Source organism: Paenibacillus sp. GCM10027629 (assembly GCF_042676425.1).
Classification (GTDB): domain Bacteria; phylum Bacillota; class Bacilli; order Paenibacillales; family Paenibacillaceae; genus Paenibacillus_K; species Paenibacillus_K terrigena.
The window spans coordinates 379,088-404,105 of record NZ_JBHTGZ010000005.1; the positions used below are offsets into that span (position 1 = coordinate 379,088).

Annotated in this window: 18 protein-coding genes; all 18 read left to right on the plus strand. The window is 44.7% G+C overall.

Annotated features, from left to right (window positions below; translation table 11 throughout):
- Positions 1–170 precede the first annotated feature (170 nt).
- The 18 genes from murA (at position 171) to ACFQZR_RS07785 (ending at position 24,871) form a co-directional block, all read left to right on the plus strand.
- Positions 171–1,511, plus strand: a complete 1,341-nt coding sequence (murA, locus tag ACFQZR_RS07700) for a UDP-N-acetylglucosamine 1-carboxyvinyltransferase (protein WP_379344503.1) — start codon at positions 171–173, stop codon at positions 1,509–1,511.
- 292 nt (positions 1,512–1,803) lie between these two features.
- Positions 1,804–3,060, plus strand: a complete 1,257-nt coding sequence (gene spoIID, locus ACFQZR_RS07705) for a stage II sporulation protein D (protein ID WP_379344507.1) — start codon at positions 1,804–1,806, stop codon at positions 3,058–3,060.
- A 389-nt stretch (positions 3,061–3,449) separates the two neighbouring features.
- Positions 3,450–4,199, plus strand: a complete 750-nt coding sequence (locus ACFQZR_RS07710) for a peptidoglycan DD-metalloendopeptidase family protein (protein ID WP_379344509.1) — start codon at positions 3,450–3,452, stop codon at positions 4,197–4,199.
- A gap of 450 nt (positions 4,200–4,649) precedes the next feature.
- Positions 4,650–4,937, plus strand: a complete 288-nt coding sequence (gene spoIIID / locus ACFQZR_RS07715; RefSeq protein ID WP_018754720.1) for a sporulation transcriptional regulator SpoIIID — start codon at positions 4,650–4,652, stop codon at positions 4,935–4,937.
- Positions 4,938–5,116: 179 nt separating this feature from the next.
- A complete protein-coding gene (gene mreB, locus ACFQZR_RS07720) occupies positions 5,117–6,118 on the plus strand; it encodes a rod shape-determining protein (protein ID WP_379344512.1) in 1,002 nt (333 codons plus the stop codon).
- Between the two features lie 68 nt (positions 6,119–6,186).
- Positions 6,187–7,098, plus strand: coding sequence for a flagellar hook-basal body protein (locus ACFQZR_RS07725; RefSeq protein ID WP_379344514.1), 912 nt, complete (start codon positions 6,187–6,189; stop codon positions 7,096–7,098).
- A gap of 60 nt (positions 7,099–7,158) precedes the next feature.
- On the plus strand, positions 7,159–8,007 hold the full coding sequence (locus ACFQZR_RS07730; protein WP_379344516.1) for a flagellar hook-basal body protein: 849 nt from the start codon (positions 7,159–7,161) through the stop codon (positions 8,005–8,007).
- Positions 8,008–8,031: 24 nt separating this feature from the next.
- The gene (locus tag ACFQZR_RS07735) at positions 8,032–8,280 is read left to right on the plus strand and encodes a DNA-directed RNA polymerase subunit beta (protein WP_018754724.1); all 249 of its coding nucleotides are present in this window, start codon (positions 8,032–8,034) and stop codon (positions 8,278–8,280) included.
- Positions 8,281–8,390: 110 nt separating this feature from the next.
- Positions 8,391–8,936 carry a CDP-alcohol phosphatidyltransferase family protein gene (locus tag ACFQZR_RS07740; protein WP_379344519.1) on the plus strand — a complete coding sequence of 182 codons (546 nt, stop codon included), beginning with the start codon at positions 8,391–8,393 and terminating at the stop codon, positions 8,934–8,936.
- Positions 8,937–9,127: 191 nt separating this feature from the next.
- A complete protein-coding gene (gene fabZ, locus ACFQZR_RS07745) occupies positions 9,128–9,550 on the plus strand; it encodes a 3-hydroxyacyl-ACP dehydratase FabZ (RefSeq protein ID WP_018754726.1) in 423 nt (140 codons plus the stop codon).
- Between the two features lie 63 nt (positions 9,551–9,613).
- Complete coding sequence (locus ACFQZR_RS07750; protein WP_379344521.1) at positions 9,614–11,332, plus strand: phospho-sugar mutase; 1,719 nt, start codon at positions 9,614–9,616, stop codon at positions 11,330–11,332.
- 106 nt (positions 11,333–11,438) lie between these two features.
- Positions 11,439–13,454 carry a DUF5693 family protein gene (locus tag ACFQZR_RS07755; RefSeq protein WP_379344523.1) on the plus strand — a complete coding sequence of 672 codons (2,016 nt, stop codon included), beginning with the start codon at positions 11,439–11,441 and terminating at the stop codon, positions 13,452–13,454.
- Complete coding sequence (csaB, locus tag ACFQZR_RS07760; RefSeq protein WP_379344525.1) at positions 13,430–14,557, plus strand: polysaccharide pyruvyl transferase CsaB; 1,128 nt, start codon at positions 13,430–13,432, stop codon at positions 14,555–14,557. Before ACFQZR_RS07755 ends, csaB begins: the two co-directional genes overlap by 25 nt.
- A 60-nt stretch (positions 14,558–14,617) precedes the next feature.
- Entirely contained in the window at positions 14,618–15,382 is a 765-nt protein-coding gene (locus ACFQZR_RS07765) for a WecB/TagA/CpsF family glycosyltransferase (RefSeq protein WP_379344936.1), read from the plus strand.
- A gap of 117 nt (positions 15,383–15,499) precedes the next feature.
- Complete coding sequence (locus ACFQZR_RS07770) at positions 15,500–16,630, plus strand: glycosyltransferase family 4 protein (protein WP_018754731.1); 1,131 nt, start codon at positions 15,500–15,502, stop codon at positions 16,628–16,630.
- A 182-nt stretch (positions 16,631–16,812) separates the two neighbouring features.
- Positions 16,813–20,901 (plus strand): S-layer homology domain-containing protein, encoded by a 4,089-nt coding sequence (locus ACFQZR_RS07775; protein ID WP_379344528.1) that lies wholly within the window; start codon positions 16,813–16,815, stop codon positions 20,899–20,901.
- 131 nt (positions 20,902–21,032) lie between these two features.
- Positions 21,033–21,374 (plus strand): hypothetical protein, encoded by a 342-nt coding sequence (locus ACFQZR_RS07780; protein ID WP_379344530.1) that lies wholly within the window; start codon positions 21,033–21,035, stop codon positions 21,372–21,374.
- Positions 21,375–21,856: 482 nt separating this feature from the next.
- Positions 21,857–24,871 (plus strand): Ig-like domain-containing protein, encoded by a 3,015-nt coding sequence (locus ACFQZR_RS07785; protein ID WP_379344532.1) that lies wholly within the window; start codon positions 21,857–21,859, stop codon positions 24,869–24,871.
- The last annotated feature ends 147 nt before the right edge of the window (positions 24,872–25,018 follow it).

Below are 25,018 nucleotides of genomic sequence, written 5' to 3' on the forward strand. Positions count from 1 at the left end.
GAAATGTTACGATTTTGTAACTATTTTAATAAGTTCTTGATATGATTGCGAAAATAACCCTTGTAAGTCTTTAGGGTTGAATGGTAATATGAACTTTGAGCAAAACAGGCGTGTCATTATCTTTGTTATTTTGGAGAAAATGGTAAAAATTTATCGCGGAGGGAACCAGAATGAGCAAATTTATCGTCCGCGGCGGCAAACGGTTAACCGGAAGTGTTCGCGTCAATGGTGCAAAGAACTCTGTTCTTCCGATAATCGCTGCCTCTCTACTGGGGGAAGATGGAGTTAGTGTGATCTATGACGCACCTCCTCTTGACGATGTTATGACGATCAATAAGGTATTAGGAGTATTAGGGGCAGAGGTTACATATCTCAATGAAACGATCCGTGTCAATGCACAGAACATTGAGTCATGCGAAGCACCTTATGAATATGTTCGTAAAATGCGTGCATCGTTCCTTGTCATGGGACCTTTACTAGCACGATTAGGCCACACTCGCATTTCATTGCCAGGCGGTTGCGCGATCGGCACAAGACCGATTGATCAGCATTTGAAAGGCTTTGAAGCGATGGGTGCGGAAATTGGCCTTGGCCAAGGGTATATTGAAGCGAAAATTAATGGCCGGTTACGTGGTGCGAAGATCTATCTTGATGTCGCAAGCGTAGGGGCAACTGAAAATATTATGATGGCAGCGACGTTAGCTGAAGGCGTGACGATCATTGAGAATGCAGCCAAAGAACCTGAAATCGTGGATCTCGCGAACTATCTGAATGCGATGGGTGCGAAGGTGCGTGGCGCAGGTACAGGGATCATTCGCATTGAAGGCGTTGAGAAGCTGCAAGGTGCGGAGCATACGGTTATCCCGGATCGTGTTGAAGCGGGAACGTATATGATTGCAGCAGCAATGACGGGTGGCGATGTCTACGTTGAAGGTGCTATTGCGGATCATTTGGGTCCAGTCATCTCGAAAATGCAAGAGATGGGTGTGACGGTAGAGCCAGACGAGAATGGCATTCGTGTCGTTGCGGATCGTCCGCTTCGTTCGGTTGATGTGAAAACATTGCCGTACCCAGGATTCCCAACGGATATGCAATCTCAGATGATGGCGTTGCTGCTAACCTCTGAAGGGACATCTGTAGTGACAGAGACTGTGTTCGAGAACCGATTCATGCATGTGGATGAGTTCATGAGTATGCGAGCTTCCATCAAAGTCGATGGCCGTACGGCTGTCGTCAGCGGAGGAGCAAAGCTTGTCGGTGCGAAAGTAACGGCGACGGATTTACGCGCAGGCGCAGCTTTAATCTGTGCCGGATTGGTTGCAGAAGGTACGACGGAAGTGAGCGGTGTGCATCATATCGACCGTGGCTACGTGAACTTGGCTGAGAAGCTCTCGAAATTAGGTGCAGATATTTATCGTGTATCCTACGATGAATCGAAGCTGAATCCACTCGAGGTGGAGAAGAAAGAAGAGAAGAAACCGCTGTTCCAAGTGCAGCCTACTTGGGCGTAACTTAACCTTTGAATGTAGAGACCGAGATGACGATTTGTCGTTTCGGTCTTTTTGTGTTGTTGCAACGGAGCGGAGTCGGAGTGAGGCATTAGAATAAATCGTGAAATACTAGGGTGGTTCTTTTTGGGGAATACTAGATTGGGATGTGTTGGACATCTTATTTAGTACTAGATCATAGAACGTGAATCTAAGCGCAGTAAGGTGAAATCGATTCTATTCGAAGTTCTAGCATGTCGTCTCGCTTCATACTAATAAGTAGAGTAGAAAGACAAGCAGACGGAGGAACCTAGCAATGACACGAATGACGGTGAAGCTTTCAGAGGATCACGCCCGTCCTGCGGAGGACGGGCCTAAGAGCAGCGCCAGCGCACGTGCGGACCGCACCGTGCACGTGAGCGCTAGCCCCAACGCGGGCGTGCAAGCACCCGCCCGCGAACCCCGCGTCCCGCGCGGCGAAGTCGTCGCCCGCGCGGGACGCAAGCCGCCGCGCAGGCTGACGCGGCGGGGGCCGCTGGCCTGGGCGGCGGGAATGCTCCTGCTGTGCATGATCATTCCCGCGCTGCTCGTGCAGCGGCAGCACACCCCTGTGACGGACGAGACAGTCGCCGTCCGTGAACCCAAACCCGCGCCGAGCCCGCCTCTGCAAGAGGCCGTGCCGCGCGAACCGCTTGTCCGCGTCTACCTCGCGGGTGACCAAGCGATTGAGAAAGTCACGCTCGAACAATATGTCCGCGGCGTTGTTGCCGCCGAGATGCCGAGTGAGTTCGAGATGGAAGCCCTCAAAGCGCAGGCGATTGCAGCGCGCACCTTCATTGTAAGACGGATGGCGGATCAGGATACGACTGGCGTTCCTGTGAAGGGGGCGGATGTGACAGATACCGTCACCCATCAAGCGTATTTGCCGATCAAGACACTCAAGTTGAACGAGAATCGCAAGAAGCTCGCTCGGGTGAGCCAAGCCGTCAGTGAGACACGCGGAATCGTCATGACTTATAAAGGTTCACCCATCGAGGCATCCTTCTTCTCGACAAGTAACGGGTATACCGAGAATTCCGAAGATGTGTGGTCGAATAAAATACCATATCTACGCAGCGTGTCGAGTCCATGGGATAAGGCGATTGCGCCGCATTACACGGATACCGTCCGTATGACGCTCGATCAATTTATGAGACGATTACGCGTGTCGCTGCCTTCCTTACCTGCTTCGGCAAGTGTGACGCGGAAACAGCAGGCTTTTGCGAACGCTGCCGAGCCTCGCGTATTATCCAAGACCGAAGGGCACCGGATTAAGCTCATCCGGATTGGCGGCAAAAATTATACGGGCAAGGAAGTGCGAGAGAAACTGGGCCTTCGCTCAAGTGAATTTACATGGAAGATTCGTAACGGCAATATCGAGATCACGACATACGGTTATGGTCATGGTGTGGGGATGAGTCAATGGGGAGCGAATGGGATGGCAAAAGAGGGCGCGTCGGTAGAAGAGATTCTAAGACACTACTATACGGGCATCTCTCTCGAACAATCTTCAGAGTTCCTGCCTCAGGAATAACTAGCAGGCGGGGGTAGATGTATCTATCTTTAACAAGCTTGTCGGGGCTTCAATTCAATAGCCCCGCAAGCCTCCTTGCTCCCCCGAAATGCAGCATGTTGCCGAGTCCCTTCTTCTATATGAAATAAAAAAGGAGAAGAAGGTGTTCCACGTAAGAGTTTACGCCCGGCCTTTGGTAGCCCATTCCATCCATAACATTTAATCAAGGGAATGGGCGGACAAGAGCCGGCTGGAGTGGAACACCTCTTCGGATCTACTTTTCATATCATTAGAATTACCTTCTCCCAAAACATGCTCGCAATCCCTCCACTATGAATCTTAAAAATTACTTTTCCAATCACGTATAAAAGAAAAAGCCTTGGTAACAATGGTTATTGAGGTGATAGAGAATGAATAATGAACAGAACAAAAACAAAGCAGGTCATGAAGAATCTCCTAAAAATTCACTAGGGGTAACGGGCGCGAAGCCTTCTTCATGGAAAAGAGCAATGTCGAAGAAATGGGTATTTCCAGCAGTGTACATGGCAGCAATCGCAATCTTATTGACCGTATTGGTCGTCTACCAGGGGGCTAGATCCAAAACTAGTCCAGACCTCAGCACGAGCACCATCACCGAGAATGTAGACGGTACAACGACAACGGATGCGACCACGGATGGAAAAACACCGGATGCGACGGAAGTTGCTGCGAACAGCGAACCAATTGCTTGGCCTGTCGAGAATGAGAAAGATGTAAAAGTCGTTATGCCGTTCTATGATACGAACGATTCCTCTGAAGTACATAAGGATGCAATGGTCGAATATAACGACACATTCATTCCGAATGTGGGGATCGACTTAGCGCGTAAAGACGACAAACCTTTCGAAGTTCTTGCTGCACTCAGCGGTAAAGTAACAAGAGCAGATAAGAACCCTGTTGCTGGTCAAGTGGTCGAGATTCAAAGTGCTGATGGTACGAAAACGATCTATCAGAGCTTGACAGACTTGAAAGTGAAGAAAGATATGGAGATCAAGCAAGGCGATGTGATTGGTACAGCTAGTCGCAACGAACTCGAGAAAGATCTTGGCGTTCACGTTCACTTTGAAGTCCATAAAGACAACAAGCCGGTCAATCCGCAGACTCTATTAGGCAAACAATAAACAATAACGTTAAACCAAACAGCCTTCATTCGGCTTATGCCGGATGGAGGTTTTTTTATTGCCATAAAAGCGTCGAACTTCATGCTTACAAAATTTTTAGCGATCTTGTAAGTCAATTACATGGTTGGGTCGCAGGCACGGGGAAAAGTTCCTCGTCGTAGATGATATGAATCCAACTTTTCAGCTGAGCGTGTTCAGCTTGTTGAAATCAAGTGAGTAACTTGAATCAAGTTCAAGGTGAGAGCATCCTTCGGTTATCCCGGGATGAGCTCGCCTTTTTGGCGTGCAAAGTCAGTCTGGTCAAGAGATTGCAACCTTTTTACAGAATCGAATTCATGGTTTTCAGAAAATAATTGTACAGATTTCAGCTTGTCTGTCTTGGAAACAAAGAATATATAGGCACGCCTCTCATATAATGTACCAAACTATCTCGAGTAGGGAGGCGGGAGCGTGCACGACTACATCAAAGAACGCACCATTAAAATAGGCCGTTGTATCGTGGAAACGAAGAACACGGTTCGAACCATTGCGAAGGAATTTGGAGTGTCAAAAAGCACGGTGCACAAAGATTTGACCGAACGACTGCCGGAGATCAATTCGGAGCTTGCCGACCAAGTAAAGCACATTTTGGAATACCACAAATCGATTAGACATCTGCGGGGAGGAGAGGCAACCAAGATTAAGTACAAGAAAACGAGCAACAAAAAGCGCGAAGTGATCGTCGCGGGCAAGTCTTAGAACCGTGAGGGGTGAAGTATTAATTGCTCATGCAATCTAAAATGTGGTAATTTATAGAGGTATGACATTTTTTGAAGGAATTTCCCGGGTAATGTCGAATGCTCTTATATTATCGTGGGTTCAAAAAGTGATTTTGAACTGCCTTTATTAAAACTGTATTTTGGAGGACATGGTCAATTATGCTTAGCAAGGATATCGGGATCGATCTCGGCACAGCGAACGTGCTGATTCACGTAAAGGGTAGAGGTGTCGTGCTTGACGAACCTTCCGTCGTAGCAATCGAAAGTGAAACAAAACGAGTACTAGCGGTTGGTGAAGAAGCAAGTCGCATGGTCGGTCGTACACCGGGTAATATCATTCCGATACGCCCTCTGAAGGACGGAGTTATTGCCGATTTTGAAGTTACGGAAGCGATGCTTAAATATTTCATCGATCGTGTTGGCGGTCGCAAATGGTACAGTCACCCGCGCATACTGATCTGTGCGCCGGCGAATATAACTTCGGTTGAACAGAAGGCGATTCGTCAGGCGGCAGAGCGGTGCGGTGCGAAGGAAGTTTTTATGGAAGAAGAACCGAAGGCAGCAGCAATCGGGGCTGGAATGGATATATTCCAGCCTAGCGGGAACATGGTTGTTGATATCGGCGGCGGGACAACGGACGTAGCTGTGCTCTCCATGGGCGACGTCGTTACCGCCTCTTCTATTAAAGTCGCAGGGGACAAGTTCGATGCTGCGATCATGAAATATATTAAGAATAAATATAAATTGTTAATTGGAGAACGGACTTCCGAAGATATCAAGATCAATATCGGAACAGTCTATCCGCATGGACGCCAATCCGAGATGGACATCCGTGGGCGTGATATGGTATCTGGACTTCCGTTTACGGTGACGATTAATTCGAGTGAAATACGGGAAGCGCTCTGGGAATCGGTAACGAGTATTGTCGTAGCAGCGAAGTCGGTATTGGAACGGACACCGCCGGAATTGTCTGCCGATATCATCGATCGCGGGGTTATTCTAACAGGCGGCGGCGCATTATTGGACGGATTGGACGAGCTGCTCGCCGAAGAGTTGAAGGTGCCGGTCCTTATTGCTGAAGACCCGATGCATTGCGTGGTTAAAGGTACGGGAATTATGCTCGATAATTTGGACAAGGTCGTAAAGAAAAACTTCAGATAAACCGATATATGCTTTATACGTAGATTTGAGTGTATAGCATCAATCGATTTAGATGAGGGGGATCCACGATGCTTCGAGGTTTATATACGGCTGCCGCAGGGATGATTAGTCAGCAGCGTAGACATGATACAGTAACCAATAATATCGCCAATATTAATACACCAGGGTACAAACAAGTCAATGCTGTGGAACGGTCTTTTCCAGAGATGCTCGTCTCGTTAATGGGGGGCGATCATAACCCGCGCGGCTCCTTAGGGAAGCTGAACACAGGTGTGTTCGCGGAGGAGAGTCTGCCGCAGTATACGCAAGGCGATGTAACGGAGACAGGAAATGCTTCGGATTTTGCTCTGCTTGCGGATCTTGAAGCAATTGATCCGAATACCAATGAGCCGATTGTCTTTGATGCGAATGGCCGGAAAGTCCTAGATAACGGCGAAGTCATGTACAAGCCTCAGGCGTTCTTTGCAGTGCAGAATGCAAGTGGCGAGACGCGCTATACCCGAGACGGAAGATTCAAGGTTGATAAGGATGATAATCTGCTTAGCAGTACAGGTTCACTAGTCCTCGGTGCAAACGGTCAGCCGATTAAGTTAAAAGATCAATTGGGGAATTCAGTCCCAATCTCGAGCCTCCGTGTAAATGCGAAGGGCGAGTGGCTGGATAATACAACAGGACAGCCTGTGGTGGGGATGAATGCGATTGGGATTACCCGGATAGAGAACCCGAATTTGCTGATTCGCGAAGGCGATGGCAATTATAAATTCACGACCGAAGAAGATGCTGCGAATAATGCAGGACCACTTGGGCTGAGAGATGCTGTGGAAGTGCGCCAAGGTTCGGTGGAACGATCGAACGTTGATTCTGCGCAATCCATGGTTGATATGATGGCCGCAGCACGTGCTTATGAAGCGAACCAGAAGATCATTCAGTATTACGATCGCAGCTTAGATAAAGCCGTAAATGAAGTGGGACGTGTTTAGAAGTAGATCATTCTTTGGTATCGCGGAGACTTCCGCTTCACGTGAAAGGGGTACATATCAATGAATAACTCAATGATTTCCGCTATGGTATCGATGACAGGCATTCAGCAGAAGCTCGATATCATTTCCGATAATATGGCGAATTCGAATACGACAGGATATAAGGCGAAGAAAGCTTCGTTCGAAGACGTGCTGACGAATATCCAGCAGCATGACTCGAAGATGAAGCAACCGGGACGTTCGACACCACTTGGGTTTACGCAGTCTTGGGGAACACGGATGACCGCACTATCGGAAGATGCGACACAAGGATCACTGAAGGTAACGGACGTTCCGACAGACCTTGCGGTGGAGGGCAATGCGATGTTCGAGATTGAGTTGGACGCGCAAGGCAATAAAGCTTGGACCCGTGACGGATCCTTCGAACTTAGCATGGTTGAGGGTGATCTGGAGAATGCCTACTTGACGACAAATCAAGGATATATGGTTAGGGATACCAACGATGATCCGATTCGTATTCCGAATGGCTATGTGATGCGAGTGGACCCCAAAGGACATATTACGGCACAGAAGCCGGGTTCTTCGGATATTCAAGATATCGGGTATTTGAAAGTGGTTGAACCAACACAGCCGAATCTGCTCCAACAGACCGAACAGAATTTATATGTGCTCCCCGTTGGGGCGCAGAATACGATTATGCAGACTGTAGACCTAGCCAATATGGATCCTTCTGATCCATTTACGCGGAAAGACATTGCGATTCGGCAAGGTGCTCTAGAGCAATCGAATGTCAATCTTGCGAATGAAATGGTTGATCTCATGCAAGTACAACGCGCGTATCAATTGACAGCAAGAGCCTTAACATCCAGTGATACGATGATGGGACTCGCGAATAATCTGCGCGGCTAGCGCAGTTGAAGTGGGGATAGTCCAATGAATGAAGCTAGTAATGAAATGAGACAGGATGCTCGTGTGAATAAACCAAAACAGACGACGGTGAAGAAACGTAAGCGTAAGCCCGCATGGCGAGCTTGGCGTATTCTGATCTTTATTGCGGTATGGGTTATTGTGATTTATGCCGGGCTATCCGTCGGTTATGTGATCGTTGGCAAACGCCCGCTTGGAGATGTATTTCAATGGGCAACGTGGCAGCATGTATTCGATCTCATCTTTGCCAAATAGAGCATAGGCCATTTTGGCCAGTATGAAACTCCTCCTACCGGGGAGTTTTATTTTTATTACCAGAGTTGTATAATGATTGGGAGAACTGAGACAATGGAGGGGACCCTAGTTTGAATGTGCCCAATTTAATGACGTTGGCCCGCTTTATGCTAATCCCCATTTATATCTTGGTCTTCGCTTATGGGTCTAGATATATCGCATTTCTCATCATTCTGTTAGCGGGACTAACGGATATAGTAGATGGCTATATTGCGCGAAGAACGAATCAAATTACCAAAGTAGGTGTCATGTTAGATCCCCTCGCAGATAAGTCCATGATGCTCGCCGTGATGGTTTCCTTGCTATGGTCAGGAGATCTCTCTTGGAGTGCAGCGGCGGCGATGGCCGTTCGTGATTTGGGGATGATTGTTGGGTCTGCCTTTTTTCATTTTAGGGGACTTCAGACCGTTCCAGCGAATTGGATGGGGAAGCTGACTACGGTATTGCTATACGTCGCAATCATGTGGATTTTCTTCCAGTTCCCATATGCGGAAATGCTGCTATGGGGCGTGATCATCTTTTCATTTGTAACTTCCATCATGTATATCATACAATTTAGAGGGTTGAATCAAGTGGAAGCCCCGATCTCATCCGTCAATAAGGGTGAACGTCTTTAAGTGCTTCTACATTCATGAGCATCTTTACAGGTCAAAAAGAGCTTATTCAGAGGCTAGTTATGCACTCGAAATAAGCTCCTTATCTTAACCTTCACATTCTGCAGCACATGAAGGACGATGGTAGCTTTTGCATCGCATGGGGTTTTTATTCATACGCTGATCGAGCGTGAATTTCGAAAGGGGCAAAAATCGTGTTAAATACGCAACAAATTCAAGAAATTATTCCTCACCGTTACCCATTCCTACTCGTAGATCGCATTATCGAAGTGGAAGAAGGCAAACGTGCAGTTGGGATTAAGAATGTAACGATGAACGAGCCGCATTTTGCAGGCCATTTTCCTGGACATCCTGTCATGCCGGGCGTGCTTATTGTTGAAGCTCTAGCTCAAGTGGGTGCAGCAGCAATCCTAATGAAGGAAGAGAACAAAGGTAAAATTGGATTCTTGGCTGGGCTGGATGGATTCCGTTTCCGCGATCAAGTCACGCCTGGCGATACACTGCGTCTTGAAGTGGAGATCATCCGCTTGAAGGGGCCAATAGGTAAAGGCAAAGCTGTCGCGACCGTTGGCGATAAAGTGGTATGTGAGGGAGAAATCATGTTTGCCCTTGCTTAATGGCAAAGGTGATTATGTACTCAATAGAGATAAAACCTAAAATACGGAAGGAGCTTATTTCTAATGACAACTGAAACACGTACTGCGCAAGAGATGTATGAAAGCTGGCTTCAAGATACACTCATTGATGAAGCGACTAAGCAAGAATTACATGCAATTGCTGATCAACCTGGTGAAATTGAAGAACGATTCTATAAAGAATTAGAGTTTGGTACGGGCGGCTTGCGCGGCATTATGGGTGCGGGAACGAACCGGATGAATAAATATACCATTGGACGTGCGACACAAGGCTTTGCGTCATTCATTCTTGGGCAACAGGCAGGGGCATCCGAGCAACCTTCCGTTGTTATTGCTTACGATTCGCGTAATTATTCGCCAGAGTTCGCGCTCGAGACGGCGCTCGTGTTAGCAGGGAATGGGATTGTAGCTAAAGTGTTCAAATCGCTGCGCCCAACACCACAGCTATCGTATGCGGTTCGCGCACAGCGTGCAACGGGTGGGATTGTCATTACAGCAAGCCATAACCCGCCAGAATATAATGGCTACAAGGTCTATAACCGAGAAGGCGGCCAGCTTGTCCCTCACGAAGCGGAGCAAGTTATCGCTGAAATTGGGCGTGTACCTTCTTTTGCAGCCATTCGCAGCATTTCAAGAGAAGAAGCAGAAGCGAAAGGCTTGCTCGTATGGTTAGGGGATGCGGAAGATCAAGATTATATCCAGACGGTTGCCGCTGAGAGCCGTAATCGTGCATTGATTGCTGGAGAAGGCGGACTCGGGGAGAATTTCCGTATCGTCTATACGCCATTGCATGGATCAGGGAATATGCCTGTACGCCGTGTGCTCGAGGAGATTGGATTCCAGCATATTCATGTTGTGGCCGAGCAGGAGCAGCCGGATGGTAACTTCTCAACTGTGAAATCGCCGAACCCGGAAGAGCGTGAAGCCTTTACGCTTGCAATGAAGCTTGCGGAAGAAGTGGATGCTGACATTATTGTAGGTACGGATCCCGATGCTGACCGGATGGGTGCTGTTGTGAAGAATGCAGATGGCGAGTATGTTGTCCTTTCAGGCAATCAATCGGGTGCGATCATGGTCAATTATTTGCTTAGTCAGCTCCAAGCGGCAGGACAATTGCCGGCGAATGGCGCTGTGGTGAAGACGATTGTAACGAGTGAGATGGGTGCGGCGATAGCACGTCACTATGGTGCGACCGTGATGAATACGTTGACAGGCTTCAAATATATTGGCGAGAAAATGTCCGAGTTCGAGCAATCAGGAAATTATACATATTTATTTGGTTACGAAGAGAGCTACGGCTATCTTGCAGGAAACTATGCGCGAGATAAAGATGCGGTCATTGCCGCAATGCTGATCTGTGAAGCGGCTGCTTATTATAAGAGCCAAGGAAAGACGTTGTACGACGTGTTGCATGAATTGTACGAATCCTTTGGATACTTTATGGAGAAGCTAGAGTCACGTACGCTGAAGGGAATTGACGGTGTTGCGCAGATTCAAGCGATCATGACAACATGGCGCGAGCAAGCACCGAAATCGATTGCAGGTGTGAACATCAACGAATGTATCGATTACTCTGCAGGCGTTGACGGCTTACCGCCTGAGAATGTACTCAAGTTCATTCTAGAGGATGGGTCGTGGTTCTGCCTTCGCCCATCAGGCACAGAGCCGAAGATCAAGATCTATTTTGCGGTTCAGGACGAGTCCTATAGCGAGTCTGAAGCGGCGCTAAACCGTCTTGTCGAGGCTGTTGTAGAGCGCTTGTAGCCCTAAGTACCATTTAAACGCATCAAACTTACGACCTCTCCGGAAAATCTTCAATTTTTCTGGAGAGGTATTGAAATTTTATGTACATCATTTAGGAGGTTTTTCTGTGCTTCAACGTTTGCATCCTTGGAATACACGTGTTCGCTCATGGTTATGGTGGATTGTTATTGTGGCCATCATCGCTGCGATGCCTGTTGTCTATGACCGTATCCAGACGGAGAATACTTCGAAAAAAGTTGAAATTGTTTTTGATTATCGCGATTTATTAGATGTCGCTGCGGTTCAGCCGAACCCGGACGCTTTTGTTCAAGAATGGCTTGGTAAATTGAAAGATGCTGGCGTTCAATCCATGTCAATGTACGAGAGTACACTATCTGAATTCAAGTCCAGCCGCAAGATTCAGCTCTTTAATGCGAATGAGTTGGCTTTATTAACAGGACAACCTGTTAATTTGCAGCAGAACTATACGAACTTGTTGTTTACAAGTGCAGAGAATGAGAAAGCTTTGGCGCCAATCATTCGAGATACGTTTACCCGGCTAGGTTACGAAGTAAGATCTTGGTCCTTCAAGGATCAGAATGGTCTTGTGATTGAAGCTTCACCAGATCAGGCCCTGATCAAACCGATGCCACAAGATCCTATGACGATGAAAATGCTCCACGATCGTGGATTTAATATCGTACCGCGTCTGACGGATGCTCTTCCGTACGATTCGCAGAAGACAGAACAATTGCTATCGACCTATTCCGATTACGGCGTTAGCCGGATTATTTTCGATGGTGAGTCGGTTACAGGATTTACGGATGAAGCGGATAGAGGCACATTAACGGATTTTGCGAACCGATTGAAGGAACATAATATTGGGATTGCTACGATTGAGAATTTGAAGAAGCCGCAGAAGGGCATCCAGAAGCTCTCCTATCTGATCGATTACAATGTAGTTAGACTTTACTCATTGAGTGAACAGGATTCTTCCTTATCGCCGGCGACCATCTCGGATCGCTTCTCACTCGCGACGAAGGACCGTAATATTCGGATGTTGTATCTGAATACAGCTCCAGCGAAGGATTTGACGAAGGCGGAATTGACGAACTCCCTCGATAATCTGGTGCACAGCTTACAAGCACCGGGGCATGCGATCCGTGATATTGAGAAACATGGGTTTACGATGGGACAAGCTGAGCCTTTCCAAGTGGCAGACTCTAGCTTGCAGCATTATTTGAAGCTTATCGTGGTGCTCGGAGCGGTTGCGTTCATTGCGTTACTAATCTCGTATTTCATACCACTCTTGATGACGCCGGCGTTCATTATTGGACTGATCGGTGCAGCGGGATTATACAAATTGAAGCCGGCTATGCTCGAACAAGCATTAGCGCTTGGCGTAGCGATCAGTGCGCCGACGATTGCGATTATTCTCGTAATTCGTAAGACGCAAAGCCTTCGGGAAGGCAACAGCAACTTATCAAGTGGGACACGTCTTGTTCATACCCTTATTCAGTATGTGAAGACAGCGATTATCTCTTTGATGGCTGTTCCGTTTATGATTGCGCTGCTCAACAATATCAGCTACAGCTTGGTATTGAACCAATTCCGCGGCGTTAGTCTGCTGCACTTGGCTCCGATCGGGCTCGTGGCATTGTATGTATTCTTGTATTGCGGGGATTCCGTGGTCAAAGAAATACGCAGATGGCTTCGTATGCCGATTACGGTTATTATGGTCGTTGCATTCGTGTTCGCGGCTGCAGCAGGGTACTACTATTTAACGAGAACAGGAAATAGCGGTAATGTATCTTCATTAGAACTGACTTTCCGCTCGCTGCTTGAGAACTTAATGGGCGTTCGTCCACGGAATAAAGAATTTTTGCTTGCGCATCCGTTATTTATGGCAGGACTCTTCATTTCGCTTCGTTATGCGTGGGGACGTTTCTTCTTTATTATTGCAGTGATGGGGCAATTATCGATGGTCGATACCTTCGCGCATATTCACTCGCCAGTCATTATTTCGTTCATTCGTGGATTATTAGGTCTTGGTCTTGGCTTAATTATCGGGTTGGTCGCGATTCTGGTCTGGCAAATCGTTGAAAGGTGTTGGAAAAAATGGTCGCCACTCCTCGAAGAATAGTCATCTCAGGATATTACGGGTTCAACAATAGCGGGGATGAAGCGGTGCTCAGATCCATTTTGACGGCGCTGGAACAAGAATCGAAGGCTCAAGGGGTTCCGATCGTTCCAATTGTGTTATCGATTAATCCGCGGTTAACGAAACGTCTATACCAGGTTCAAGCGGTACATCGGATGGACTTCCGTAAAGTGTTCCGTGCGATTTGGACGAGCCATGGTCTTATCAGCGGCGGGGGAAGCTTGCTTCAGGATGCGACAGGCTCGAAGACGATTCCGTATTATTTGGGCGTCATTAAGCTCGCGCAGTGGCTTCGGAAACCGACGTTTATCTATTCGCAAGGGGTAGGACCGGTGAATCGGAAGGCTTTCTTCCCGTTCATTCGTAACGCCTTCCAGCGCAGTAAATTCGTCTCGGTTCGTGATATCGAATCGGCAGAGCTTCTGCAGTCGATGGGATTCGCCGAGGAGCGTATTCACGTGGTTCCTGACCCGGTAATGGGCTTGCCGATCTCGAAGGATCCTGAAATTTACGCGGAAGAGTTGGAAGCGAGTGAGCTGACGCTGCCTATGGTAGGCGTCTCCGTACGGTTCTGGAAAGAGGATCGTGGCGACATGCACCGAATTGCGGATGCGCTTCGATTGTTATGTGAGGAACGTCCTGTCCATTTGCGATTCCTGCCGTTCCATCTGCCAAGTGATGAAGAAGCTTCAAGGTATATCATCGAACGGATGGGGGATCTTACAGAATTAGGGTGTCAAGTTTCCATCTGCCCGCCACATGAACAACCGCAAGCGATGTTAGCGGAAGTAAGTCGGTGTCAGCTGCTCGTTGGCATGCGATTGCACTCTTTGATCTATGCGGCTTCGCAGCAAGTCCCGATGATTGGGATTTCGTATGATCCGAAGATCGATCATTTCTTGCATCGGTTGCAGATGGAGCCAGTAGGTACGACAGATGTCTTGAATCCTGACCTGATGTCGGCCGAAGCTTCCTATCTATTAAATAACCGAGCGCAATGGCAAGCTGAGAAACGTGAATCTATCGAAAATTTAAAACAACAAGCGAGTGAACCTGCAGAACTAATCGTTGAATATTTCCGTTAATAAGGTAGGGAGCCGCTGAGATCATATTATCATGACCCAAAGGATGAGTTATTCGTGAACATGAGCAGTCAACAGCAAGCAGTAACAGTGGAGAAATTGCCGATCTTCGGCGTACCGTTCTCGACGATGAATATGCAGGATACGGTGCGATATTTAACAGAGGCGATTGAACGGCGTGAAGCGAATCACGTTATTACGGCGAATCCGATTATGGTGATGGCTGCAGTGAATGATCCTCAAATGCTGCAAATCATGCAACGGGCCAATCTCGTCGTCCCGGATGGTGCTGGCATTGTATGGGCAGCGAATTATGTGAATCGTCCGCTTCCGGAACGTGTTACGGGGTTTGATCTCCTGCATCATCTCATGAAGCTCGGGGATGAGCGTGAGTGGCGTGTGTTTCTATTAGGAACTTCACAGGAGATTATTACCGAAGCTGCGCGTAGACTTGCTCTGCAATATCCGAATGTGCAGATTGTAGGCGTGCGGAATGGATTTTTTGGCGAGGATGAGGACCACGAAGTGGTGTCACAGATTCAAGAGGCTGCGCCGGATATCCTGTTCGTTGCACGTTCTGCTGCGACACAAGAGCCATGGATTGCCAAGTATCGGAATCAATTAAATGTTCCGGTTATGATGGGGGTCGGCGGCAGTTTTGATGTCATTTCCGGTAAGCTCAAACGAGCACCGCGGCTATTCCAAAAAATGCGACTTGAATGGTTCTACCGTCTCATGAAGGAGCCTTGGCGATTCAAAAGAATGCTTGCGCTCCCGGAATTCATGTGGAAAGTGATACGTGAGAAAGAAAACGTCACAAAACCATGAGATTATCGATGAAATCCTCTGAAAATCTCTTCGAAATGGATAAAAACAGGGATAGCATTTCGAATATGAACAGAGTATAATTCATTCCGGTAGATAAAATGGGGGTTGAAAAGACCAATGGGAATGGTTTACGGAATCGGCTTTATATTAGCATTAGGGCTAGCGCTCGTGCTTACGCCGCTAGTGAAGAAATTTGCAGTGAAGGTCGGCGCAATGGATATGCCGAATGCTCGTAAAGTGCATACGCGCATTATGCCGCGATTAGGCGGACTTGGAATTTTCTTCGCATTTGGAATTGCTTTTCTATTACTGTTGCCTTGGTTGCCAGACAATATGTTTGCAAGCAGAGAAGGCAATCTCGTAAAAGCATTGTTCGCAGGTGGATCGATTATCGTATTGATCGGTGCACTCGATGATAGATTTGAATTATCCGCTAAAGTAAAATTACTAGGACAGATTATTGCTGCATGTGTCGTGGTCTTCGGCTTCGGCATTACAGTAGACTTCGTCAATATCCCGTTCGGCCACGGTTACTTTTCAATGCCGGATTGGGTCGCGATTCCACTAACAATCGTCTGGATCGTTGGTGTGACGAATGCGATTAACTTGATCGATGGACTGGATGGTCTTGCAGCAGGTGTATCAGGTATTGCGATTTCTACAATACTCGCGATGGCCTTCATCATGGGCAACACGACCGTTATCCTAATTAGTCTCTTATTACTTGGGAGTATAGTAGGGTTCCTATTCTTCAACTTCCACCCGGCAAAGATCTTCATGGGTGATTCGGGATCCCTGTTCCTAGGATTCAGCCTTGCGATGCTCTCGATGCTCGGGTTCAAGCAGGTGGCGGTTGTATCCTTCTTAACACCGCTTTTCATTATCGGGGTGCCGCTCTCGGACACATTCTTCGCAATTATCCGTCGTTGGCGGAACAAGAAACCAATCTTTGCGCCAGACAAAGGGCACTTGCATCACTGTCTACGTGAGCTTGGGCTAAGTCATCGCAAAACCGTATTAGTGATCTACGCGATTGCAACCTTCTTCGGTGTACTCGCGGTAATCCAATCCGTTGCTGCAGCGCATGCAGCGAACTGGGTGACATTCATCGTCGCATTCATCTTGATCTTCCTCTTGCAGATCGGAGCCGAAGTCATCGGCATCGTGGACAAGTCGAAGAAACCGGTCATTCACTTCTTCAGCCGGATCCTGATGAAGACCGAAACCGAAACGCAATCGAAATCATAATCTTATAGAAGATATTCTTGAAAGCCCCTATCGCTAAGCGATAGGGGCTTTCTTCTTCTGATCCACTTTTTCCTTTCAAATCTCTAAAAATTCGGCACGATGTGACCGATAACTACACTACATAGACTAATCCATGGAGGGTATTTGAATTCATCGTTAATCTACTAAAGGAGGACTTACTTTTGAAGAAGATATTATCAATGATTATGGCGATCGCAATGTTGGTGACGCTGATTCCGTTCTCGCCGGATAGGGTGGAGGCGGCGGATGCTCACAATTTTGCCTTTCCCAATGAGCAATACAATCTCAATGATGCCGCTCGTATTGTGAACAATGAACGACTTACACTAAACGGTACGATCCATAACGTTATTGGGCGGACGGTTTCTTATGATGTTGTTCAAATTTACAAGAAACTTAAATCGGGTTCGACGACAGAGTATGAGGAAGTTATTGTCGACTCTCGTGAGGGACAGACGGGGAATATTACATTAAATGGTTCAAGTATTCAAGTATTTGATATTAAGTTGTTCCCAGGTCTGAACAGAATTACATTCAAAGGAACGCAAGGGACTTCTAGTGTAGAAGATTCGATCTACATCGAATACCGCAATGCGCCAATGATGTACAATCTGACTGCCACACTAAATGGTAACAATTTCGATGTGAAGGAAGATTCGACCACAGTTGTATATTCTGATGCAACCAACGGACGTACGACAGCAGACATTAGTATTACGGGTAATGCACCTAATGCTGAGAAGGTGACCGTAACAGTAAACAATAAAAGTTGGGACTACACGGTACGTAGCACAGATAACTGGAAGTTCGTTGCATCTCCAGTAAATATTCGCAAAGGTAAGAATATCCTTAACATTAAAGTCTACAATAACAGCCAAGTTACGGAAACAACGCGTGAGATTGCATTTTATAACGGTGAAGTTACATTCTATGATTTAAATGTAACAGATGGCGTGAACTCAGGAGATTTGGCTACAAGTCCAAATGTATCTGTAAATAAAGCAAACTCAATTAAAGTGAAAGGTAAAGTTATTGTGCCTGTCGTATACACGCCGCCTGTACCGCCAGCGACAGCAGGTACTTTTAAACCTTCTACCAGCAACCTTTCAGATGCTGCACTCAAATTTTCATTGAATGGTGCACCTTATTCGGACGTGGCAAATGTGGCTACAGATCCAGTTAATTTCGTTCAAGATCCAAGCACTAAATTTATGACTTTAACTTTTGATGTGGATTTAGGTAAAGCGGGAATTGGTGGTTTAGCCTTAGATAATGCGCATATGATTCAATTTAGTGGTTGGAACTTTGCTAAGCTACCTTCTGCTGGTACGGATCTCTCTGCACTAATGCAGTTTACCTTGAACGACAAAGATCAGTCATATATCTATGGTGTGAATTATTTGCCAGGATATACTGCAAGCACAACTGCAGCTGAGCTTGAAAAAATGCAAGGTATTGACATGATGAATGCTAATCTAAATGCTGTACCTGTTGGAGTAGAGGTACTTGTAGGGAATCCGACCGGCTCGGACGAAATCAATCTCTCTCAAGTCATTGATAACTTAGGGAAGACATCTTCGGATTATAAAGCCGAAATGATCTCAGACGCCCCTTTGCTATATGTTTATAAGACGATCAATGGTGTCGAGCAGCGTTTCCAACGAATGTTCCTCAAAATTACTAAGCTCCCTACAGCGGGTAAAATGACACTTGAAATTAGTCTTAAATCAGGTTCTAAAAAAAATATTCCCGTAACACTTCTGTATGGGCCATTTGTAAAATACGATTCATTATTCGATGGGAAAATCATTAAATACGATACAACACGTACGGATGCTATGAAATTTCTTTTGGATGAATTGGGTTCTTTCTCGGGACAGATTTTTAACATAGCAAACTTGGATGAAATTCGCTATGAGACAACTGGAACACCAGCTCAATTACAAAGTGTTTTCTTATACATTAACAATACACTTGTAGAACTTGTGGCACAGACTTCAGACAAGACAAAGTTTGAATTAAAAGATAAAACGAATTTTGATCCCAATAACCCGTCAACTCCAAAAAAGGCATTTGATGCACTATATAAAACAGGCGATAACACGATTAAATTTGTATTTAAAACAACAAAGAATACCTATGAACAAACAATTAAGCTTACATTAATTCCAACGAATCTTCCTGTGATCCCTGCACCAGGTACAGATGGGGTGTTTCCTTATAGTACAAGTTATAACACACCGAAGGTAAATGATCCGAATTTTGAGAAAAAGGGCAGCGTCTATATGTCTAAACAAGCCCACATGAACATTTTCGGTACATTTGATTTCATTGATTTAGGTTATGATGAAAATCAGGTAAATACGAAACTAAAAGATTTAGCACAGACCAGTGCATTAACAAATTACAAAATACGAGTTACCTCCCCGGGAGAGAAAGAAATTGTATGGTCTTTGGCAAACATCTTTACTAGTAAAAAGGGTGGTAATACATTCCAAGTAGGATCGGATGTTCCTGGGATTTCCGTTGTATATGATTACGAGCAGCAAAATTTCTCTTTCGTGATGTTGAATCATGAATTGCCGAGAGATGGCAGCCCTAAAGTGTACAATATTTATGTATATAATAGTGGGGATAATGGACCATTTGCTTCTTATCGTCTAGAAATTCAACCTATTGCTATTCCTTACACAATTGAGAAGCCTAAGGTTGAAAAACGTATTCTGAATCAAAATTATGTTGAAGTCGTGATATCTTCGCCTGGTGCAGAGAAGATGACGATTCAGAAGCAACCGGCAGAGAAGTTTATGTATGATCCGGATAATGATGATGGAACTCCGAACAGCTTTGAAGCATTTAGGGCGATGGTATACGATCTTAAACCTAACAAAGATAATAAAATCGAGCTCATCATTACAAAGGGTAAAGAAGTTACGAAGGATTTCTTTACTGTAAAATATGTCCCTACTACCATCCCAGGTATGCAAGTTATGGAATTAAAGAAGAACTCGCATAAAGTATTTGAAGGGAAATTAAATTTATCGTTCGCAAAGGATACGAATCTGGTTCGCACAGACTACAACGCGACAGATAAATTTAAGGGACAGGTATATACAGGGAATCGTATTTTGTTTGCAATAGCGAATCCGGATGATGGTGTGATCGATCGCCATGATTTCGAGCCTGTACCGGCCAACTACAATCTTGAGTTGGAATACGGTAAACAAGTTTATCGAGGGAATTTCCCAACCAGATTTGTTAAAGCAAGCTCCGTATACTGGTTAGATCCAGGAATGGCTGATGATATCAGTACGGGATCAAATTATGATCCAATTATGTATGGTAATGACCCGTTTCCATTGAAGAATCAGAACGTGCCGTTCTTCTTCATGAGAAGTGCAGATCGTGAGCTTGTTCCATCGAAGCCAGGTACACTGACTTTAAGTTATGATCCAACGATGACACAAGATGCTGGCCGATTAATTACTGTATTCCGCTTCGATCCTGTCCTTAAGCAATGGGAGAATATCGGCGGTGTTGTAGATGAGAAAAAGCACGTAATCAAAGTACCATTTACGCGTTTTGGATATTATGTTGTTGCGAAACTAGGTTACTCATTTAATGACACGGTTCTTCACCCGTATGCGCGTGAAGCAATTGAGACGATCTTTGCAAAAGGTGTTATGAACGCTGTTGATCCATCAGGTATGTTCGGTGCAGATGAGTATGTTACACGTGCTGAGTTTACGCGTATGATTGTACGTGCGCTAGAGATTCCTTTAAATTACGAAGGAGATCCAAAGCATTTTACGGATATTCCAAGTACGATTCAGAGTGTGAACCTCGATGGATTGTGGGATTTCCGCTATATTGAGACTGCAGCCCGTAAAGGGATTGTGCGTGGGGTAGAACCTCAATATTTTGGAGCAGATCGTCACATTCTCAGACAAGATGCGGCCGTCATGATTGCCAAAGCGTTGAACTTGAAGCTAGAAACAGACCCTGTTAAGGTTAAGGCTGCAGTGAATAAAGCGTTCCAAGATGGCGGCAAGATTGATTATTATGCACAGCCTTCCATTGCAGCAATTGCAAAGAAAAACTTCATTACTGGAATCCCAATTGATCCAACAGACCCTAAGAAAGGGTTCAATTTCCAGCCTGATGCACGACTACTTCGTAGTGATGCAGCGATCATCATCTCGCGAGTCATGGCCGATATGAAGAAACTGCCTAAAATTTACTCGAATTAAAAGTAGGGAGCCTCGTGCTCCCTTTCTTTTGTGCAATTATGTGGGGAAGAAAAGGAATTCTTTGGTGAGACTTTGTAATTTTGTTTACTTTGGGATACAATAATTGAAAAACGACTAAGGGAGTTCAACATATGAATAAAATTTTGGCCAAACCGCAAGTTGATTATCAAAGAGCGAAAGCTAAATTCGAAGAGAAATCGCAGGTTATGCAGAAACGTATCGAAGAAACTCGAGTGCTGCGTGAGATTACACAAGAGGTTATGGAAGAGCTCGTTCAGGAAACAGGCTTTCACGATGCGTTTAATGCGCTGACAATAGCGGAGAATGATTTGATCAGCTGGTCTCATACGACAATCAAACGTGAGAAGACTTACCTCGATAATAAAGATAGCTTTGATCGGATGTATCAGAACCTGGATACCAATCCTCAAGCACGCGCTACAATCATTGATCTTGCGATGAGAATTCGATAAGATTCACATAACTATTTTATATTGAAATAGCAAAAGACACCTGCGAGGTGTCTTTTTTATTCCTAAAATATTTACAGTTTTTGCATGATGACGATCGTATAGCAGAATGATATACTAACAAACGTGGCTTTTTTATATGGAAAATGTTGATATCGAAGCTGATAGCAAGCGCTGAATATCTTTTAAAATTTTTTTTGAGAAACCGCAACTTTTTAGAATCTCAGACGTCTAACATTATGTGAATACAACAGAGCGGAAATAAATCGACTCTAGTTTCGCAAAACAGTCATTTTTTGACAAAGTAATAGGTTAAGATTTGAAATTATGCCTTTACGGCACTATATCCGCATTGTATAATGTTAGGGTGGGTTACAAATCTACATCTATTTACCATGCTAATGTTTACTAGTTTCTGTGACTAACAGGTTACAGACATGAATTATAGGAATTTTGCTCAACTCGAGGAAGGGGGTGAATCGGCGATGAGTAACAAGAGCTACAATTTATCTAAATCTAATAAAGTGAAAGATATTCAAGGAGGAGAAATAAAGGTTATGAAGAAATTTTTATCTATCGCATTATCCACAGCAATGGCATTCTCGATGTTCGCATCTGTAGCATTTGGTGCAGAAAAAGAACTTACTACACAAGACAAATATGATGCTCTTACTAAAGCAGGTATCTTCTCTGGCTACCCAGACGGTACTGCAGGTCTTGACAAAAACATGACTCGCGGTCAATTCGCGAAAGTTGTTGCAAAACTTCTTTCCCTTGAAGACGATGCAGCATCCGCTTCCAAGTATGTTGACGTAAAAGCTAACAACTGGGCAGCTCCATTCATCGGTTCCGTATCCAAAGCTGGATTGATGGAAGGTTCGAAAAACCAAAAAGGTCAATTGGCATTTGATTTCAACGGTAACGTAACTGTTGAGCAAATGGCTAAAGTCCTTGTAATCGCATTGAAACTTGAAGTTCCTGCAACTGCTGAAAACGGCGCTTCCGCATGGGCTAAAGGTTATGTTGATGCAGCTGTTAAAGCTGGATTGATCCCTGCAGACGCTAACTTCAAAGCAGCAGCTACTCGTGAGCAATTGGTTCTTGCTGCTTACACAGCAAGCGTTGAAATCGAGAAAGCAAAAGTTACTTATGAAGTAAAAGTTGTTGATGCTAACAACATCCAAGTAACATTCTCTGATGCAAAAGACAAACCAGAATCCTTCAAGCTTGAAAAAGCTCTTGAAGCTAACAAAGAGAACACTGTAACAGTTAAACGTGCAAATGGCGAAGAGAAAACTCTTAAGTTCACTTGGACAATTACTGATGCATCCAAAGTTGAATCTGTTAAAGCAGATAACCTTCGTCAAGTAACAGTTACTTTTGATGGTGAAGTTGATCCAATCACTGGTGCAGATGCAAGCAACTACACTGTTAAAGGTGAAGGTACTCCAGTTGTTAAATCCGTATCTTTGTCTGCTGATAAGAAAGTTGCAACATTAACTGTTGAAACTACGGGTCTTACAACACCAGGTCTTGCTAACCAAAAAGAATACAAATTATCAGTTGCTAACGTTCGTGCAGGAAGCAAAGTGTTGTCCGCAACTGACGTTAAATTTACTCCTGTAGATGCAGCGTTGCCAGTTGTAACTAAGGCAGAAGCTTTGGGTAACAAAGCTGTTCGTCTTACTTTCAGTGAGCCAGTATACACTGCTAACTCCAACAACTTCCAAGTTGATGGTAAAAATGTAGTGGGTACAACTGACATTTCTGGTAACACAGTAATTTTGAAATTATACAACAAATTGGAAAACGCTGAACACACGATTACTGTTAATGGTGTTACAGACTTCTCCAACTTGAAAAACCAATCTACTGATCTTAAGTTCACTGTAGTAGAAGATGTAACAGCTCCTACAGTTACAGTTGAAAAAGCTACTTTTGAAAAAGTGACTTTGAAATTCAGTGAAGCAGTTGACAAATCAACAGTTCTAGCTTCTAACATCTACTGGAATCAAGGGTCTCAGAAAAAAGTTGCTAGCAAAGTGAACGTAATTGCTGACGACACTTATGAGTTTGAATTTGAAACAGGTAACCGTTTGTTGTATGCTACTGATTTGTACGTTAACGGTGTGAAAGATTACTCCGGTAACGCAATTGCAAAAGATACTAAAGTAGCAGTTAGCCCTGTGATTGACCAAACTCGTCCAGAGATTGTTAGCACAGAGTTGAAAGAAGATATGAAGACAATCACTGTTAAGTTCTCCAAATCTTTAGATGCTGATTCTGCAGAAAAAGCAGCTAACTATGTTGTGAAAAACAGCGATGGTAAAGTAGTTTCTTCGTTGAAAACTGCTAAGCTAAGTTCAGATCTTAAAACAGTAACAGTTACATTGTACCAAGCTCTTGAAGGTGGCAAAACTTATACATTAGAAGTATCTGGTGTATCTGATAACACAACATTGAAAAATGTTATGATGCCATTCAGCAAAGCTCTTGAAGTTGCTGACAAATTGAACCCATCTGTAACTGGTGTAACTTATGAAGGTAATAAAGTAATCGTAACATTTGATAAAGAAATGGCTGTTTCAGGCGATGGTTCAATCGTTGAAACTGCTAAATACATGTATAAAAAAGCTGATGGTACATTAGCAACTCTTCCAAGCGGAACATACATCAATACGACTTCAGATGCTAAAGCTGCAATTATCGTATTCCCTTCTGATGTAGAACTTGGAAAAGATGTAAAAGGTATTCAAGTACAACTAGTTAAGAGCGCTGCTGGTAACTACTTGAAAGGACTACAAGATACTAGAGATCTTGAAAAAGCTGCTCCGATTGAATTGAAAGGTGCTCCAAAAGCAACTTCAACTACAAAAATTGAAGTATACTTCAACCAAGTGCTTCAATCCGGATCTGCTTCTGCATCTGACTTCAAAGTTAGTGGAGCAACCGTAATCGCTGCTGATGTTGATGGTTCTAAAGTTGTTCTAACATTGTCCGATGACACTAAACTTGATGCGTATGGTAAAGTGAATGGCGCTGCAACACAAGTTACAGTGGTTAAAAACGGTAACCTTGCAACTCCTGCAGGAACACAAGTTGCTGGTGAAAAGCATTCTGCTGATGTTACTGACGGTATTACACCTTCAATCAAGAGCGTGAAAGATCTTGCTACTGTAACTGGTTCTACTTATCAAGTAGAAGTTACTTTCACTGAAGAAGTTGAACTTGGTGCAAACGGAGTTTATGACTTCGAAGTTAAAGTTGGTGGGGATGCAGTTGCTCCACAAACTACTGATGCAACTAAAGGTTTCACAGTAGTTTATGGTAAAGACAAGAAAACTGTTATCGTAACAATCGGCAACGCTGCATACTCTGGTAAAGTTGTTGACGTTCGTATCAAAACTAATAACTTCATCACTGATAGTGCTAAAAACAGTGTTGAAACAAACGATACTTTCTTCCAAGCTTTCATTCCAGAAGCTCCTGCTAAAAAATAATAATTTTTAGCAAAAAAGATCTGCCTTCGGGCAGGTCTTTTTTTGTTGTGTCAATATAAATAAACTAAATTTAATAACAAAATCGAAACTAAAAACGAAGTGAGTGCGTTTATAATATAGAAGGTATTAGAAGTTTTCATGATTGAA

Excerpts from the sequence above, each read along its gene's own strand:
- murA (WP_379344503.1), top strand. The coding sequence starts at position 171 with ATGAGCAAATTTATCGTCCGCGGCGGCAAACGGTTAACCGGAAGTGTT.
- spoIID (WP_379344507.1), top strand. The coding sequence starts at position 1,804 with ATGACACGAATGACGGTGAAGCTTTCAGAGGATCACGCCCGTCCTGCG.
- ACFQZR_RS07710 (WP_379344509.1), top strand. The coding sequence starts at position 3,450 with ATGAATAATGAACAGAACAAAAACAAAGCAGGTCATGAAGAATCTCCT.
- mreB (WP_379344512.1), top strand. The coding sequence starts at position 5,117 with ATGCTTAGCAAGGATATCGGGATCGATCTCGGCACAGCGAACGTGCTG.
- ACFQZR_RS07725 (WP_379344514.1), top strand. The coding sequence starts at position 6,187 with ATGCTTCGAGGTTTATATACGGCTGCCGCAGGGATGATTAGTCAGCAG.
- ACFQZR_RS07730 (WP_379344516.1), top strand. The coding sequence starts at position 7,159 with ATGAATAACTCAATGATTTCCGCTATGGTATCGATGACAGGCATTCAG.
- ACFQZR_RS07735 (WP_018754724.1), top strand. The coding sequence starts at position 8,032 with ATGAATGAAGCTAGTAATGAAATGAGACAGGATGCTCGTGTGAATAAA.
- ACFQZR_RS07750 (WP_379344521.1), top strand. The coding sequence starts at position 9,614 with ATGACAACTGAAACACGTACTGCGCAAGAGATGTATGAAAGCTGGCTT.
- csaB (WP_379344525.1), top strand. The coding sequence starts at position 13,430 with ATGGTCGCCACTCCTCGAAGAATAGTCATCTCAGGATATTACGGGTTC.
- ACFQZR_RS07765 (WP_379344936.1), top strand. The coding sequence starts at position 14,618 with ATGAGCAGTCAACAGCAAGCAGTAACAGTGGAGAAATTGCCGATCTTC.
- ACFQZR_RS07770 (WP_018754731.1), top strand. The coding sequence starts at position 15,500 with ATGGGAATGGTTTACGGAATCGGCTTTATATTAGCATTAGGGCTAGCG.
- ACFQZR_RS07780 (WP_379344530.1), top strand. The coding sequence starts at position 21,033 with ATGAATAAAATTTTGGCCAAACCGCAAGTTGATTATCAAAGAGCGAAA.
- ACFQZR_RS07785 (WP_379344532.1), top strand. The coding sequence starts at position 21,857 with ATGAGTAACAAGAGCTACAATTTATCTAAATCTAATAAAGTGAAAGAT.